Source organism: Sulfitobacter sp., assembly GCF_041552635.1.
Taxonomy (GTDB): Bacteria; Pseudomonadota; Alphaproteobacteria; order Rhodobacterales; family Rhodobacteraceae; genus Sulfitobacter.
The window spans coordinates 1-14,593 of the sequence record NZ_JBFEKM010000108.1 but is presented as its reverse complement, the minus strand read 5'-3'; the positions used below and the strand labels follow the sequence as shown (position 1 = coordinate 14,593).

General features: G+C 56.6%; 13 protein-coding genes and 1 pseudogene. 10 read left to right on the top strand and 4 right to left on the bottom strand.

Going from position 1 to position 14,593, the window contains the following annotated elements:
• The 7 genes from ABYT07_RS13360 to ABYT07_RS13330 all read left to right on the top strand — a co-directional run.
• On the top strand, positions 1-846 hold an 846-nt coding region (locus tag ABYT07_RS13360; protein WP_372992336.1), incomplete at its 5' end, for a YjbH domain-containing protein.
• Positions 843-1,550 (top strand): YjbF family lipoprotein, encoded by a 708-nt coding sequence (locus ABYT07_RS13355; protein ID WP_372992334.1) that lies wholly within the window; start codon positions 843-845, stop codon positions 1,548-1,550. The genes ABYT07_RS13360 and ABYT07_RS13355, both read left to right, overlap by 4 nt.
• Before the next feature lie 15 nt (positions 1,551-1,565).
• Entirely contained in the window at positions 1,566-2,924 is a 1,359-nt protein-coding gene (locus ABYT07_RS13350; protein ID WP_372992332.1) for a polysaccharide biosynthesis/export family protein, read from the top strand.
• Between the two features lie 191 nt (positions 2,925-3,115).
• A complete protein-coding gene (locus ABYT07_RS13345; RefSeq protein ID WP_372992330.1) occupies positions 3,116-4,066 on the top strand; it encodes a glycosyltransferase family 2 protein in 951 nt (316 codons plus the stop codon).
• Between the two features lie 2 nt (positions 4,067-4,068).
• On the top strand, positions 4,069-4,473 hold the full coding sequence (locus ABYT07_RS13340; protein WP_372992328.1) for a GtrA family protein: 405 nt from the start codon (positions 4,069-4,071) through the stop codon (positions 4,471-4,473).
• Entirely contained in the window at positions 4,470-5,243 is a 774-nt protein-coding gene (locus ABYT07_RS13335; RefSeq protein ID WP_372992327.1) for a class I SAM-dependent methyltransferase, read from the top strand. Before ABYT07_RS13340 ends, ABYT07_RS13335 begins: the two co-directional genes overlap by 4 nt.
• A gap of 47 nt (positions 5,244-5,290) precedes the next feature.
• Positions 5,291-6,682: a hypothetical protein gene (locus ABYT07_RS13330; protein WP_372992325.1), complete on the top strand. Its 1,392-nt coding sequence runs from the start codon at positions 5,291-5,293 to the stop codon at positions 6,680-6,682.
• Here the strand turns inward: ABYT07_RS13330 and ABYT07_RS13325 are convergent.
• Positions 6,668-7,591, bottom strand: coding sequence for a carbohydrate kinase (locus ABYT07_RS13325; protein WP_372992323.1), 924 nt, complete (start codon positions 7,589-7,591; stop codon positions 6,668-6,670). The two genes, ABYT07_RS13330 and ABYT07_RS13325, sit on opposite strands and share 15 nt — an antisense overlap.
• Before the next feature lie 129 nt (positions 7,592-7,720).
• Here ABYT07_RS13325 and ABYT07_RS13320 point away from each other — a divergent pair, with 129 nt between their 5' ends.
• On the top strand, positions 7,721-9,316 hold the full coding sequence (locus ABYT07_RS13320) for a GMC family oxidoreductase (protein WP_372992321.1): 1,596 nt from the start codon (positions 7,721-7,723) through the stop codon (positions 9,314-9,316).
• Between the two features lie 118 nt (positions 9,317-9,434).
• Here ABYT07_RS13320 and idi read toward each other — a convergent pair whose 3' ends face one another.
• The 3 genes from idi to ABYT07_RS13305 form a co-directional block, all read right to left on the bottom strand.
• On the bottom strand, positions 9,435-9,953 hold the full coding sequence (gene idi / locus ABYT07_RS13315) for an isopentenyl-diphosphate Delta-isomerase (RefSeq protein WP_372992320.1): 519 nt from the start codon (positions 9,951-9,953) through the stop codon (positions 9,435-9,437).
• Positions 9,954-10,256: 303 nt separating this feature from the next.
• Complete coding sequence (locus ABYT07_RS13310) at positions 10,257-11,402, bottom strand: CaiB/BaiF CoA transferase family protein (protein ID WP_372992319.1); 1,146 nt, start codon at positions 11,400-11,402, stop codon at positions 10,257-10,259.
• Positions 11,403-11,412: 10 nt separating this feature from the next.
• Positions 11,413-12,186, bottom strand: coding sequence for an enoyl-CoA hydratase-related protein (locus tag ABYT07_RS13305; protein ID WP_372992318.1), 774 nt, complete (start codon positions 12,184-12,186; stop codon positions 11,413-11,415).
• A gap of 141 nt (positions 12,187-12,327) precedes the next feature.
• Here ABYT07_RS13305 and ABYT07_RS13300 point away from each other — a divergent pair, with 141 nt between their 5' ends.
• The gene (locus ABYT07_RS13300) at positions 12,328-13,722 is read left to right on the top strand and encodes a DUF2793 domain-containing protein (RefSeq protein WP_372992317.1); all 1,395 of its coding nucleotides are present in this window, start codon (positions 12,328-12,330) and stop codon (positions 13,720-13,722) included.
• Between the two features lie 121 nt (positions 13,723-13,843).
• Positions 13,844-14,593: pseudogene (locus ABYT07_RS13295) on the top strand (calcium-binding protein); the annotation flags it as partial.

Genomic DNA, 14,593 nt, shown 5'->3' with positions numbered 1-14,593 from the left:
TTTCCCGAATTCGACGCGTCCTTTGGGCCATATCTCGCGACATCATTCTTTGACCCTGACAGCCCCATTCGTGCCGATCTGGGCGCGCAATTGCGCATGTCCTATCGTCCGTCACCGGGCCTGACATTCTCGGGGCAGCTGCGCTATCCCTTGATCGGGAACATTGCGGATTCAGATCGGGTCTCAGATTCCAAGATCGAACCGGTCCGGACCAATGCCGTCAGATATGCTCAGGAATCCGATCTGGAGCTTAATACATTGACGGCTGAATATATGTTCCGTCCGGGCAAGGACCTGTTCGGTCGTGTTTCAGCTGGCTATCTGGAAAGTAACTTCGGGGGCGTATCCGCCGAGGTTCTTTGGTATCCAGTTGCAAGCCGTTTGGCCCTGGGTGGAGAGATCAACTACGTCAAGCAGCGTGACTTTGACATGCTACTTGGCTTTCAGGATTACGACGTGCTGACCGGCCATGCTTCGGCCTATTACGACTTTGGCAACGGGTTCTTTGGGCAGCTTGATGTGGGCCGCTATCTTGCCGGGGATTACGGTGCGACGGTGTCTATTGACCGCGAATTCAACAACGGCTTCAAAGTTGGCGGTTTCTTTACGCTGACCGATGTTCCTTTCGATGCCTTTGGTGAAGGCTCCTTTGACAAAGGTCTGAAAGTTGAAATCCCGCTGTCGTGGTTCACGGGGCGGCCATCGCGCCGGTACCTGACCCAGACCATTCGACCGATTGTGCGGGACGGTGGTGCAAGGCTTGCCGTGGCAAACCGTCTGCATAGCGTTGTAAGAGAGTATCGCGGCAAAGATATGCGCGACGGTTGGGCGGGGTATCTGCGATGATCATGCGTATGGCGGCCCTTGGCCTTTGTCTTGTTGGATTGTCAGCCTGCGGGGCTGGGCAAAACCTGTTCAATCGTGGTGCAAGCATCGTGTTGAATGAATCCGTTTCTGGGCCGGCACCCACTGACCAGTTTCCCCCCCGGTTTGCAGCCCTTGTTGCTGATCGGTCGGTTCCGGCGTTGATCCTGACAGTCGAAAGCCGTGCCCAAACCGGTCGATTGCTGCTGGAAAGCCGGATCAACGGCGTCGATACTTGGCTTAGTTCGGATTTGTCAGCGATCATGCTTGAACAAGGGATGATGCAAGGCACGCGCGGTCTTGGGTCCGAATTGTTTGCCGCTGACCTTTCAGAGCCAATGCGGCTTATCCTGTCTGGCCAGACCGGATATTCGGACCGTCTGCACAGCAATCTGACAGGCAATGACCAGATCAAGACAACCACCTTCCGGTGCCTTGTCGAAACCGAGGGTTCAAGCGTCATTTCGCTTGAAATAGGAAATGTATCTACGCGTGTAATGACAGAAGATTGTAAGAGTCTGGACCAGTCGTTTCAAAATACGTATTGGGTCAGTAAAAATAGTGGTGCGATCGTTCAGGCGCGCCAATGGGCTGGGGACGAGCTGGGGTATATCAAGACCCAATCGGCCACCAGAGAACCGAGACAGCCAGCACCCCCGACCGAGGTCGTGTTGGCAGCAGAGTGAAGTGGAGTGACTATCGTGCGATACCTCTTGGTGGCCGTTTTGGGTCTAAGCATTGCGGGTTGCGGTACCGTGTACCGGACATCTGACGTTGTCGAAGGCGTTGCGGGCGGCACCAACGTGCGTGTTCTCGCCGTGACGGCAGAATCTGTGATTCAAGCAAACCGGTCCTCTCTCGCGCCGAAGTCGCTGCCAGCATATTTTTCGCAGACGGCAGGAACTGGATCCAGTGTGCGGGGCAGTAGTAATTTGCCATCACCGACGTTCCAAGATGAAGTGCGCCCCAAGGCGCTTGAACTTCGTTTGCCTCCGCGTGCTGACCCCGGCCCCTATCAGATTGGTGTCGGCGATGTGGTATTGTTGGCGACACCGCGCGCTGCGACTTCGGTCGAACAGCTTTCAGGATTGCTGGCAGCGCAGAACGCGCGCCAAGGCTATACCGTGCAGGATGATGGTTCGATCAACATTCCCGATGTTGGCCGCGTCCGCATTGCGGGCCTGACAATCGAAGACGCCGAAGCCGCACTTTTCCAGCGGTTGGTTGAAAACCAGATTGATCCTACGTTCAGCCTTGAGATCTCGGAGTTCAACTCGCGCAAAGTGTCTATCGGTGGTGCAGTTGGCCAGCCTGCCGTCGTGCCCGTGACACTGACGCCGCTTTACCTCGAAGAGGCGCTTGCCGCTGCGGGCGGTATCACCGTTGCAGATCAGGATTACGCTTCGATCCGTTTGTACCGGGATGGCACGCTGTACCAAATTCCGCTGTCCGAGCTGTATTCGCGGGCTAGCTTGACCCGAACACGTTTGCTGCCCGGGGATGCGATCTTTGTCGATACGGAGTATGAGTTGTCCCGCGCGCAGGATTATTTCGCCCAGCAGATTACCCTGATTCAAGCCCGTCAGGTGGCCCGTCAGTCCGCGCTTGCCGAACTTCAGCTTGAGGTAACGTTGCGCCGATCCAATCTTGACGAGGCGCGCGCAAACTATCAAACACGCGTCGATTTGGGTGCCGATAACCGCGATTACGTTTACCTTGCCGGTGAAGTCGGAACGCAGTCGCGGTTTGCCCTGCCGTTTGAACGCAAGGCGAACCTAGCCGATGCGCTTTATGATTCAGGTGGTGTGGCGTCTACGACGGGCGACATATCGCAGATTTATGTATTGCGCGCGTCTGCTGATCCTCGTGAATTTGGCGCTGTGACTGCATGGCATCTGGATACGCGCAATGCGGCAAATCTGGCCTTGGCGACACGGTTTGAACTGCGCCCTGACGACATCATCTTTATCGCACAGCAGCCCGTCACCAAGTGGAGCCGATCTGTATCCCAGATCATCCCACAGGTTCTGTCCGCTGGAAATACCTTGTCTGGCAACTGATCAAACCGCTAAATTCCGAAAAGGCCGGGCATGTTGTCCGGCCTTTCTGCGTTTGGTTTACTTAAAATGTAATTTTGATTGTCCTCGTTTGAAAAACAATCAGATGCGTAGTTTAACCTAATCGCTGCCCCATTTCGGCCACATACCCTAATTATCACTTTGATGATCAGCAATCTGTGCGGAGTGTCGGAATGTATCTTTCAGTGGTGATCCCATGCATGAACGAAGAGGCCTCGATTCCGGGATTGGTTGAGCGTTTGTCAAAAACAATCAGCCCTTGGAAAGATCAGGCCGAGATCATCTTGGTCGACGACGGTTCTACCGACACAACATGGAAAGCGATTGAGGCGGCCAAGAGGATCTGCCCCCAGTTGGTTGGTCTAAAGCTGTCGGCAAACCGGGGCCATCAGATCGCTTTGACTGCCGGGCTTGAAGCCGCGCAAGGCGACCGCATCTTTATGCTGGACGCCGATTTGCAAGACCCGCCTGAGCTGCTGACCGATATGATGTTCATGATGGATCGCGGATTTGACGTGGTTTACGGCCGCCGCAGCGAACGCCGTGGCGAAACGATGTTCAAAAAAGCCACTGCCCATCTGTTCTACCGTTTCCTGAACGCGATGTCCGACGTGCCGATCCCCCGTGACACCGGTGATTTCCGTCTGGTGAATCGCCGTTCCTTGGACGCCGTTCTGGCAATGCCGGAAAAGGCGCGTTTTATTCGTGGTATGTTTGCTTGGGCTGGTTTCAAGCAGGTTGGCATTGAATATATCCGCGCCCCGCGCGAGCTGGGTGAAACCAAATACCCATTCCGCGCCATGATGCGCTTTGCCATTGATGCGATGACCGCGTTTTCCACAAAGCCGCTCAAGCTGGCCACGCGCCTCGCCTTTGTCAGCCTGCTGATGGCCGCGTTTATGGCGGTCTACGTGATTTATTCACTGGTCGTTTACCAAACAGCCCCGGGTTGGGCGTCTGTCGTGCTTGCCGTCAGCTTTTTCTCGGGCGCACAGTTGCTGACTCTTGGGATTATGGGTGAATATATCGGTCGCCTATATGTCGAGGCCAAGAACCGTCCGCTGTATTTCGTTAGCGAAGAGGCGCGCGATATCGCGCCTGTCGCCCAGCGTCTGCGCGCCTGATTATGGGCTTGCTACGTCATAAGCTTGTCCGTTTTGCGATGGTAGGCGGTGGGACGGCCTTGGCCTATATCTTGCTGTATATGGCGTTTCTGGCAGTGGGCCTGCCGCAAGTTGTCGCCAATGGCGTCGCCTTTTTGCTGGCCGTGATCCTGCAATATGCGGGCCAAGCGTCATTTACCTTTGGCCAACCGCTACAAGATCGTAACCAGATCAGCCGATTTTGCGTGATGGTCGGGCTTGGCTTTGTCAGCTCTGCACTCATCACCGGACCGATATCTTTGATGGTGGGTCTGAACCCATGGGTTGCCGCAGCGATCGTGACCGTTCTCTTGCCGGTTCAAAATTACATCTTCATGACCCTGTGGGTCTTTGTATCTCCTATTTCTAAAACGGAAATCAAACTATGAGCCATATTTATAACGACACATTCTTTGATTACATCAACCAAAGCGCGCGGGCCTCGGCTAAGCCGCTGATCGCCTTGCTGTTCCCGAAATTGCAGCCCCAAAGCGTGATTGATCTGGGCAGTGGCCGTGGCGTGTGGCTGGATGAATGGCAACGCGCCGGGGCGCGTGACGTGCTGGCGGTTGATGGCGATTATGTCAGCCGCGATCAACTGGCGGTGGCCGCCAAGGATTTTCTGGCCGCCGACTTGACGGCCCCTGTTGAAACCGGTCGCCGCTTTGATCTGGCGCAAAGCCTTGAAGTGGGCGAACACCTTCCGACCGAAGCATCAGAAACCTTGGTTGATAGCTTGACCCGCGCGTCTGATCGCGTGCTGTTTTCTGCGGCTGTGACGGGCCAAGGTGGGGAATTCCACGTGAATGAACAGCCGCTTTCCTTCTGGCAGGACCTGTTCGCCTCGCGCGGTTATACCGCTTTTGATTGCGTGCGCCCCGAACTGAAAGACAACAAGGAAATGGCACCGTGGTATCGCTATAATGCGATCCTTTATGTCAATGAAGCAGGTCGCAAAGACTTGCCCCCCGAGATTTTGGCGACAGAGATCAAGGCGGGAAAGCCCGTCAAGAACGTTGGCAATCTGGCGTGGCGCTTGCGTCTGGCTGTGGTCAGCAAACTGCCGCGCCGCGCCGTGACGTTCATTGCGCAGGCCCGTGCGTTGGTTCTGGCTATCCGCGCCCGCCGCGCCAAGACAGTTGGCCGCGTGCAGGCATGACCGCAGCGGTGGCAATGTTTGAAAGAACGGCTGAAAAGGCTCATCGCTTGACGCTTGGTCCGACCCTTGTGGTGGTTCTGGGCGCTGCGTTGTTGATGTCGGCGCTGAATCTGATGGATCCAATGATCCGCCATGACGATTATCCGGCGTTCTTTGGCGATGCTGCTGCATTCTGGAACAAGACCCTGCACGAAGGGCGTTGGCTGAATTACATCTGGCACCTGCGCGAGGTTGTGACCCCTGCGTGGTTGAATTTTGTTGTCTATCAAGGGCTTTGGGCGGTTTTTGTCGCCTCGCTTGCCGTGGTGGCAAGTGGTCCCAAAGGGGCGACATGGTTTACCATCGTTCTGGCGTTGATGATGATGGTGTCGCCTTCAGCGATGCTGATTTCGCTTTGGTTTAACACGCTGATCCCTGGCCTTGCGGTTGTGGCGCTGTTCGCGTTTCTGGCCTGTCGGGTGACCAGCGCGACCTTGCGCGGGTTGCTGCCGCTTTTTGTGTTCGCCAGCTTTATTGCCTACACGACCTATCCTTTGCTTTTGCTGGCCGTCTGCATCGCGAAGACCCAAGATCGGTCCTTGCGTGATTTAGCCGGGTTGATGGCGCTGTTCTGCGTCAGCTTTGTTTTGGCTGTCTTGACGGTTTATGCGATCAATTGGCAGGTTCACGGTGTTTTCGGGGTTCCGGTTGCAGAATGGCGCGAGCCTACGGCGGCCAGTGGTCTGGCGGGAATGATGGAAAACCTGCCAAAGCTTCTTGAGACATTCCAGATCATTTTCCACCGCAACGGCTTTGGCTTTGCACCGCTGATAGGGTTTATCCCCGTTCTGTTGATCGCCGCCTTTTTCGTCCTGCGCAGAAAAGCCCCTATGGAGGCGCTGTATCTGCTTGCCGGTCTGTCGGTTGGCATCGCATTGGTCGTGGTTCAGGTGCTGAAACTTGGTGTACTTGTCCCGCCGCGTGCCTTTATGTTTGCTTGGGTCTTTGCTGCGCTGACGATTGTGCGCGCCGTGCAACTGCTTAGCGTGACCGATGGCCTTTATGGGCGGTTGGGGCGTAACGCGGCATTGCTGGTTATTGGTGTCTATTTCATCATGATTTTTCTGTTCTACGGCGAGTTCCGCACATGGCGCGCTGACACAAAGGCGCTTGCCCAAGAAATGTCGGTGATGGACGGCGATGTCTTTGTGTACGGTGACCCGTCGCAAATCACATCAGGTAAAGATGCTGGTATCCAATCGCGCGAGGCGCTGCCGTTTCGGCTGAAGTTATTGACCGGACGTGATGTTATCAGTTGCGATACAACGCCTGATCTGTGCCCCGCCCAGCCAGAACTGGGTGACACCGGCGAGGTTGAAATTCACGTTCGTCGCAGCGATGCTGGCACTTTCCTGATTTTCACCCCCTTGCCTGAGGATGCTGATTCAGACGCCTTGTGACAGCTCTGACAACATCGGAGGGTTCGCACCAGCACGCGACACGGTGATTGATGCCACCTCGGCCCCCAGACGCAGGGCGGCCAGAGCATCATCAGCGGTCAACTGCGCGATCCCGTCCTTGGTCAGGCATCCCAGCTGAGACAGCTTCGCGAGGACGCCCGCGTTGAACGTATCGCCAGCCCCCACGGTATCGACGACATCGACACGGCGCGATGCGGCATCGACGGTTTCACCACTGGCGAGATAAGCGGAAGCACCTGCGCTGCCTTTGGTCAGGATCAGCAGTTTGGGCCCCAAAGCCATCAGCGCACGCGCCTTTTCTTCGATCGGGGCGTCGCCGGGCGTGATCCAATGCAGGTCATCATCCGAGACCTTCAAAATATCACAGATGCCGATCATCTTGGCCAAGCGCGCACGGTAGCTGTCTTGGTCGGCGATGAACTGTGGCCGGATGTTGGGGTCTATCATTATGACGCGCTGCTGCGCCTCTTGCTGGGCCAAGGCGGCATAGAAATCTGCCGCAGGCATGCCGATCAGGCTGATGCCACCGAAATAAAGTGTGGATACCGCGGGCGGGATCGTAGGCAGTGCATTAGCGTTCAGGGACCTGCCAGCAGTGTTTTCATCATAAAACGAATAGGTCGCATTGCCGTCTGTCAGTTGTACAAAGGCCAAGGTGGTGGGCTGATCCGACAGGATCACCGTGGATGTATCGACCGCGCTGGCCTGCAATGTATCGCGCAGCAAAGTACCGAACATGTCGGTTGAGATCCCTGACAAGAACCCGACTTCACGTTCAAGCCGTCCGAGGGCAATCGCCGTATTGAACACAGCCCCGCCTGCGTAGGGCCTAAAGGCACCATCGTTTTCGATCATATCGATCAACGCTTCGCCGCAACATAGTATCATCTTTTCCGCTCCCACCGGCTTCGTCCCAATTTGATTAGGGGAGTCAGCGCTAACGGTCCAGATAAAACTTATTCCGTTGCTCACAGTAGGCTGCACAGTAAGATGCGGCAAAAGCTGGGGGAAGTTGCCGTGGAATTTGATTATATCATCGTAGGGGGTGGCACGGCGGGATGTGTGCTGGCCAACCGGTTGTCTGCTAATCCCAAGACACGGGTGCTGATGCTTGAGGCGGGCAAGAACGATAATTACCACTGGGTGCATGTGCCAATCGGCTATCTGTACTGCATCGGAAATCCGCGCACGGACTGGATGATGAAAACGGCCGCCGAACCGGGGCTGAACGGGCGGTCGTTAACTTACCCTAGGGGCAAGCTGTTGGGCGGGTGCAGTTCGGTCAACGGGATGATCTACATGCGGGGGCAGGCGGCTGATTACGATGGCTGGCGGCAGATGGGCAATGCCGGTTGGGGCTGGGACGACGTGCTGCCCTATTTCTTGCAAAGCGAGGACCATCACGACGAAACCAAGCCCCTGCACAATTCAGGTGGGGAATGGAAGGTATCGCCGCAACGTGTCCGCTGGGATATTCTGGAAGCCGTTCAGGAAGGCGCAAAAGAGTTCGGAATAGAGCCTACTTTGGACTTTAATACCGGCACAAACGAGGGGTCTGGATTTTTTGAGGTCAACCAAAAGGACGGGGTCCGGTGGAACACCGCCAAGGCGTTTTTGCGCCCTGTCCAGAAACGGCCCAACCTAAAGGTAATGACGCAGGCCCATACGCGCCGCGTCACCGTTGAAGGCAAGCGTGCGACAGGCGTTGAATTTGAACACAAAGGCCAGATCGTAAAAGCCACTGCGCGGGCCGAGGTAATCCTGGCTGCGGGGGCTATCAATTCTCCGAAACTGTTGGAGCTGTCGGGGATCGGGCAACCGGACCGGCTCAGCGATCTGGGGATTGTGCCAGTGCATGACTTGCAAGGTGTTGGCGAGAACCTTCAGGATCACCTGCAAATCAGGACAGTTTTCAAAGTGACCGGGGTCAAGACACTGAATGAAACCGTCAACAGCCTGTGGGGGAAGGCGCGGATCGGGCTGCAATATGCCTTGACGCAAAGCGGACCACTGTCGATGGCACCCAGCCAGTTTGGCATGTTCACCAAAAGCGACCCCAGCCTTGAGAGCCCCGATCTAGAGTATCATATCCAGCCGCTGTCGACCGACAAGCTGGGCGATCCGTTGCATCCCTTTCCCGCGATAACCGTGTCCGTATGCAATCTGCGGCCCGATTCCGTGGGTGCGAGCCATATCGACAGCACCGACATCAACCGCCAGCCTGACATTCGCTTGAATTACCTGAGCGCCGAACGGGACCGGATGGTCGCCGTGCAATCTATCAAACAGGCGCGGCAATTGATGACAGCCGCGGCGCTTGCCCAATATTCGCCGACCGAGATGCTGCCCGGCACACATATCGCATCGGACGCGGAATTGCTGCGCGAGGCGGGTAACATTGCGACGACAATTTTTCATCCGGTCGGCACCTGCAAAATGGGCAGTGATGACCGTGCCGTCGTGGATACGCAGTTGCGGGTGCGTGGGATGGACGGGTTGCGGGTTGTGGATGCGTCGATCATGCCCAAAATCGTGTCGGGCAATACGGCGTCTCCGGTCATCATGATTGCCGAAAAAGCAGCCAAGATGATTTTGGCCCAAGAGAGCCGCTAGGGGCGGGTGTCGATCCTATTTCGGAACGCCCGTTTGCAGTAGATGGACGTGTTTCGGGATCGTTGAGAATTCATCTAGGGCATTTTTGCTGTGGCAGTCGTCGGTCAGCTAACCCGCTTTAAGCGGTAAAGATGCTGTCCATATGTTCAGCCAGATAGATCCGCAGCCAAGGTGTAAATTTCTCTGGGGTTTCACGGGTCTGCCGCGCGAGGTCTTCCAGTTCCACCCAAGCGGTATCCATTACTTCGGCGGGATTAGGGTCGATGGTAGTAAATGCAATCGCCTCGGCTGTGTAAATCTCCACCAGCTCATGTTCGGTCAGGCCCCCGCCGACATCGGCGCGGTATTCGACCTGATCACGGTGCTCAAGATGCAAACCGGTAATCCCCAGTTCTTCTTCCAGACGGCGGCGGGCGCAGGCCAAGGCGGGTTCATCCCAAAACGGATGGGTACAACATGCATTCGCCCACAAGCCAGGGGTGTGGTATTTCTCAAGGGCACGGCGCTGGATCAGAGTTTGGGTGCCGCGCATGACAAAGACCGAAATCGCTTTGTGGCGCAGGCCGCGCTGATGGACCTCCAGCTTTTCGACGGGCACCAATGACCCCCGGACCCAAGCTGGAATCATCAGGCTCATAAGCGGATCACCGCAACAGCACTTGTCAGATCTGCCAAATTCGTGATCCTTATTTTGGTATGTGCCAAAGGCCGTGATTTCACGAGGCCTTTGTTTATTTAAGACTTGAATGAAAGACGTTGTACATCGCCATCTTTGCAAAGTGATACAAATCTTTCACGCGCCTGTTTGAATGCTAACATGCAGGCAGTTTGGCCCCAAGGGTTTTGAGTAGGGGCGTATGGTCGCGGTTGAACTTTCTGTGGGTCAGCAGCGAAATTTCCATCCGACCAAAGGCAGGCTTCGCTGTCGGCTAAGGGGTACTCAAGAGACCCCGCCTTGGGCCAATGTCTCTTTTATCCGCGTCTCTGAATAGCCAAGCTGCGCAAGGATTTCGCGCGTGTGGGTGTGCCCGTCAGCCATTTCCGGCTGGGTCGTAGCAATCGTGGAGTAGCGCGGCGCTGGGGCAGGTTGTTTGACGCCCCCTGCGGTCAAAAACGTTTCGCGGGCGCGGTTGTGCGGATGCGCGGGTGCTTCGGTCAGGGACAGGACCGGCGCATAGCAGGCGTCCGAGCCCACCATTACGGCATCCCAATCACCGCGGGTTTTCAAGGCGATGATACGGGCCAACCTATCGCGCATGTCGTCCCATTTGGCGGTGTCATTCTGGGGCTGCATGGCGGGATCATCTGCAAGGCCCGTCAGCGCCAGCATCTTGGCGTAAAATTGTGGCTCTATCGGGCCAAGAGAGATGAATTTACCGTCGCGGGTTTCATAGACGTCATAAAAATGCGCGCCGGTGTCCAGCATGTTTACCCCGCGTTCGTCCTGCCACCAACCTTGGCCATGAAAGCTGTAGATCATCGACATCAGCAGGGCAGACCCGTCGGTCATTGCCGCATCGATCACAGTGCCGTCGCCGCCACGCTGGACATGCAAAAGCGCTGAAACCATGCCAAAGGCCAGCATCATCGCGCCACCGCCGAAATCCCCCATCATGTTGATCGGAGGGGTCGGTTTTTCGCCCTTGCGGCCAAAGGCATGCAGTGCCCCCGACAGCGCGATATAGTTGATGTCATGTCCTGCCATCGGCGCATAGGGGCCGGTCTGGCCCCAGCCGGTCATGCGCCCGTAGACCAGCTTGGGGTTTAGGGCCAACATATCGTCAGGGCCAAGGCCGAGCCTCTCCATCACGCCGGGGCGGAACCCTTCGACAAGGCCATCGGCAGTGGCTATCAGATCGCGCAACACGGCAATGCCGCTGGCGGATTTCATATCGATGGCGATGCGTTTGCGCGACCGCAGCAGGATATCCGTGGTGGTATCGCTTTCGGGGCCACCCTGTGTGCCGCCGGGGCGTTCAATACGGATCACCGTCGCCCCGTGATCGGCCAGCATCATGCAGGCAAAAGGGCCGGGGCCGAGACCCGCAAATTCAATGATGCGTAAACCGTGAAGCGGGCCGGGCATGGGCGTATTCCTATTCGAAGTTTGCTTTGCGTTTTTGTAAGAAAGCGGCGACGCCTTCGGCAAAATGGGGGTGCTTCCCTGCCGAGGTTTGGGCATCCCGTTCTTCGGAAAGCTGATTATCGAAACTGGTGTCGCCCGCTATCCACAAAAGTTTGCGCATCAGGCCAAGCGCGTGCGTGGGGCCGTTTGCCAGCCGCTTGGCAAAGTCGTGCGCGGTGGACATTACCGCATCATCTTCGACGACACGGGTGACCATGCCCCAGTCAAAGGCTTGCTGCGCAGGAAGCTTTTCGCCCAAAAGCGCGAGTTCAGCGGCGCGTACCCGTCCGACATTGCGCACCAGCATCCATGTCGCACCACCGTCCGGGACAAGGCCGATATGGCAAAACGCCTCAAGAAAGTAACTGCTTTTGCCGGCGATGATAATGTCACCCGCCATCGCAATTGAGGCCCCGATCCCGGCAGCGGGGCCGGAGATTGCTGTAATCACTGGCACATCAAGATTGCGGATCGTTAGCATCAAGGGGTTATAGGCCTGATCCAGAGACGATCCTGCATCAATATTTTCAGGGTTTGTATCCGTTTGACCCTGCAGATTTGCGCCCGAGCAAAAAGCGCGGTCTGACCCGGTCAGGATGATCACGCGGCTGGTCTTTTCCACATCCATCAGCGTAGCTGCCAATGTTTTCGCAAGCTGTGGCGTCAGCGCGTTCAGCGTCTTTGGGTCATTCAGCGCAATTGTCGTTATCCCGCCGGTTCTTTCGATTTTTAATCCGTCTGTCATGGTGTCCCCCCGTTTGCCCGCAGCAAAGCACCGATTGGAGGGAGAGGCAAACACCAGATTGGCGCACGGTCCACTAACAGGTGATTAACCGGTTTGGCGCAGCTTCGGGACTTGCAAATGCCCAAGCCACGGAGCCCGTTCATGACCGATACCTCGCCCATTCTCGCGATGCCTTATATCCAGCCGTCACAGGCGCAAAAGCATGTCACCCATAACGAGGCACTTAGCCTGTTGGATGTGATCGTGCAGCTTGCCGTGGAAACCGTCAGTCTTTCCACGCCTCCGGCGACGGCGGTTGAGGGAGATCGCTACATCGTCGCGGCAAACGGTCAGGCGGCATGGGCTGGTCAAGATCATCAGATTGCGACCTTTGTCAGTGGGGCCTGGATGTTTACGGCACCCAAGGCGGGCTGGGTTGCGCAGGTTGTGGACAACGGCACAGAGGTTGTTTTTGACGGCACGGTTTGGGCTTCGCGGTCGTTGAGCAATCTGCCGGGTCTGGGGATCGGTGCCAGCTATGATGGTTATAACCGGTTGGTTGTGTCGTCGGACGCGGTGTTGTTGAACAACGCAGGTGCTGGCCATCAGTTAAAGATAAACAAGGCGTCGGCAGGCGATACGGCGAGCCTGCTGTTTCAAACCGGATATGGTGGACGTGCCGAGATGGGAACTGCCGGCACCGACGATTTTTCGCTTAAGGTTAGTGCAGATGGATCAAGCTGGACAGAGGCGCTGCGTGTTGATGCGGCAACGGGTCGGGTCACTGTTGGCGTGTCCGGCTGGCGTGAGATGCTGACTGCACCGCGAAGCTATTTCGTGGATCAGGTTTTGGGGGATGATGTCGCCGATGGTTTGTCTGCTGGCACGGGCGCGTTTGCCACGCTGGCGCGGGCCGTGGCCGCGGTTCAGGGGATTGATACTGGGGGGCATGATATTACGATCCAGCTTGCAGATGGGACATATACTTCCTCGGTCGCCATGGCCTTTGAGGCCGCGCTTGTCGGGGGTGGGTATCTGATTTTGCAAGGAAATTCGGGCGATCCGGATCAGGTGACCGTCGAGGCGCTTGGCGAGGTTCTGATTGTCACGGCAGGAGATGTTTGCGTGCGCGGCATCCGGGTGCAAAACGCAAGCCCTACTGCGGCGGCGGTAACTGTTTCTGCGCGCGGGTCACTGACGCTGGATCAGGTTTCATTCGGTCCAGCGGGGGGGCATATCGACATCAAAGGTGGCGTGCTGCGGATTGACGGGGGGTATGCGGTCAAAGACGGTGCCACCTATCATTTACGCCTTACCGACGGGGGTCGATTTGACGGCAATGGGCAAACTGTGACGTTGGAAAGCGCACCGGATTTTAGCGATGCGTTTGTGGTTTGTGACACCGTTAGTCTGGCGCGCATGGCCGGGCAAAGCTTTGCCGGGACGGCCACGGGCAAACGCTATGCTGTGTCCGCCAATGCGGTTATCCAAAGTGGTGGTGTTGTTTTGCCCGGTGACGTGGCGGGTACTGTTCAAACGGGCGGTCAATATATCTAAGGATTGAGTACCGTTTTTCGCGAATTGTAAGCAAGCTCCACCAACTTGCCATAAAGTCGACCGCCCGAGAAACCACTCGGGCGGCAATATCATCCCCAGTGGCGATATGGGGTTGGTGCGCATGGAGTTCGATCATCTAACAACGTTGGCAGGTAGGACAGATATGTTCCTTACCGGTGTCACGGATATGGTCGTTGCAGAAACGTCTCAGGGGCGGGTGCTTTATACGACATCGCGGTTCGGGGGCGGGGATCTTCTTGCGTATCGCATCGGCGCGGATGGTGGCCTGACCCTGCTGGACAGCCGCGCGATGTCCGGAGAGACACAGGCCGGTAGCGTAAACAAACTGACCTTGGTTGATAACGAGCTGTTTCTGACCGGGGTGCAGAACGCTGCACTGACCAAGATCGGCATTGGGGCTGATGGCCGCTTTGGCGCTGTTTCCGCGGTGACCGGTGCACCGATGCCGTCACAGATGTTGGCCACCGAAACCGTCGAAGTGAATGGGCAAAAATTTCTATACGGGATTGCCCGCGGATCTGACGAGGTTGGCGTTTGGCGGATGAATGACAATGGTTCTGTCACGCTGGTCGAAGGTGGCACGGCTGGCACAGCTTCTGAGGCCGGGTTCACGGGAATGTCGGTTGCGCAAGTGGGCGGCAAGCCGTTTTTGTTGGTTTCGTCTGCCGCTGATAACGCGTTGATTTGCATGTCCTTGAACACCAGTGGCTGGCCTCGTGAAGTGTCACGGATTTCTGCGGCAGACGGGGTGGGAATCGCCACGCCCACGGCAACCGCCTTTGTCGATGTCGGAGGCCAGTCGTTCGGCATTTTGGCATCCGCCGACAGTGCAACGCTGAGCGTGGTCATG

What these genes read in the sequence shown, in the direction of transcription:
- ABYT07_RS13325 (WP_372992323.1), bottom strand. Translation starts at nt 7,591, where the DNA reads ATGATACTATGTTGCGGCGAAGCGTTGATCGATATGATCGAAAACGAT.
- ABYT07_RS13340 (WP_372992328.1), top strand. Translation starts at nt 4,069, where the DNA reads ATGGGCTTGCTACGTCATAAGCTTGTCCGTTTTGCGATGGTAGGCGGT.
- ABYT07_RS13335 (WP_372992327.1), top strand. Translation starts at nt 4,470, where the DNA reads ATGAGCCATATTTATAACGACACATTCTTTGATTACATCAACCAAAGC.
- ABYT07_RS13300 (WP_372992317.1), top strand. Translation starts at nt 12,328, where the DNA reads ATGACCGATACCTCGCCCATTCTCGCGATGCCTTATATCCAGCCGTCA.
- ABYT07_RS13305 (WP_372992318.1), bottom strand. Translation starts at nt 12,186, where the DNA reads ATGACAGACGGATTAAAAATCGAAAGAACCGGCGGGATAACGACAATT.
- ABYT07_RS13345 (WP_372992330.1), top strand. Translation starts at nt 3,116, where the DNA reads ATGTATCTTTCAGTGGTGATCCCATGCATGAACGAAGAGGCCTCGATT.
- idi (WP_372992320.1), bottom strand. Translation starts at nt 9,953, where the DNA reads ATGAGCCTGATGATTCCAGCTTGGGTCCGGGGGTCATTGGTGCCCGTC.
- ABYT07_RS13310 (WP_372992319.1), bottom strand. Translation starts at nt 11,402, where the DNA reads ATGCCCGGCCCGCTTCACGGTTTACGCATCATTGAATTTGCGGGTCTC.
- ABYT07_RS13355 (WP_372992334.1), top strand. Translation starts at nt 843, where the DNA reads ATGATCATGCGTATGGCGGCCCTTGGCCTTTGTCTTGTTGGATTGTCA.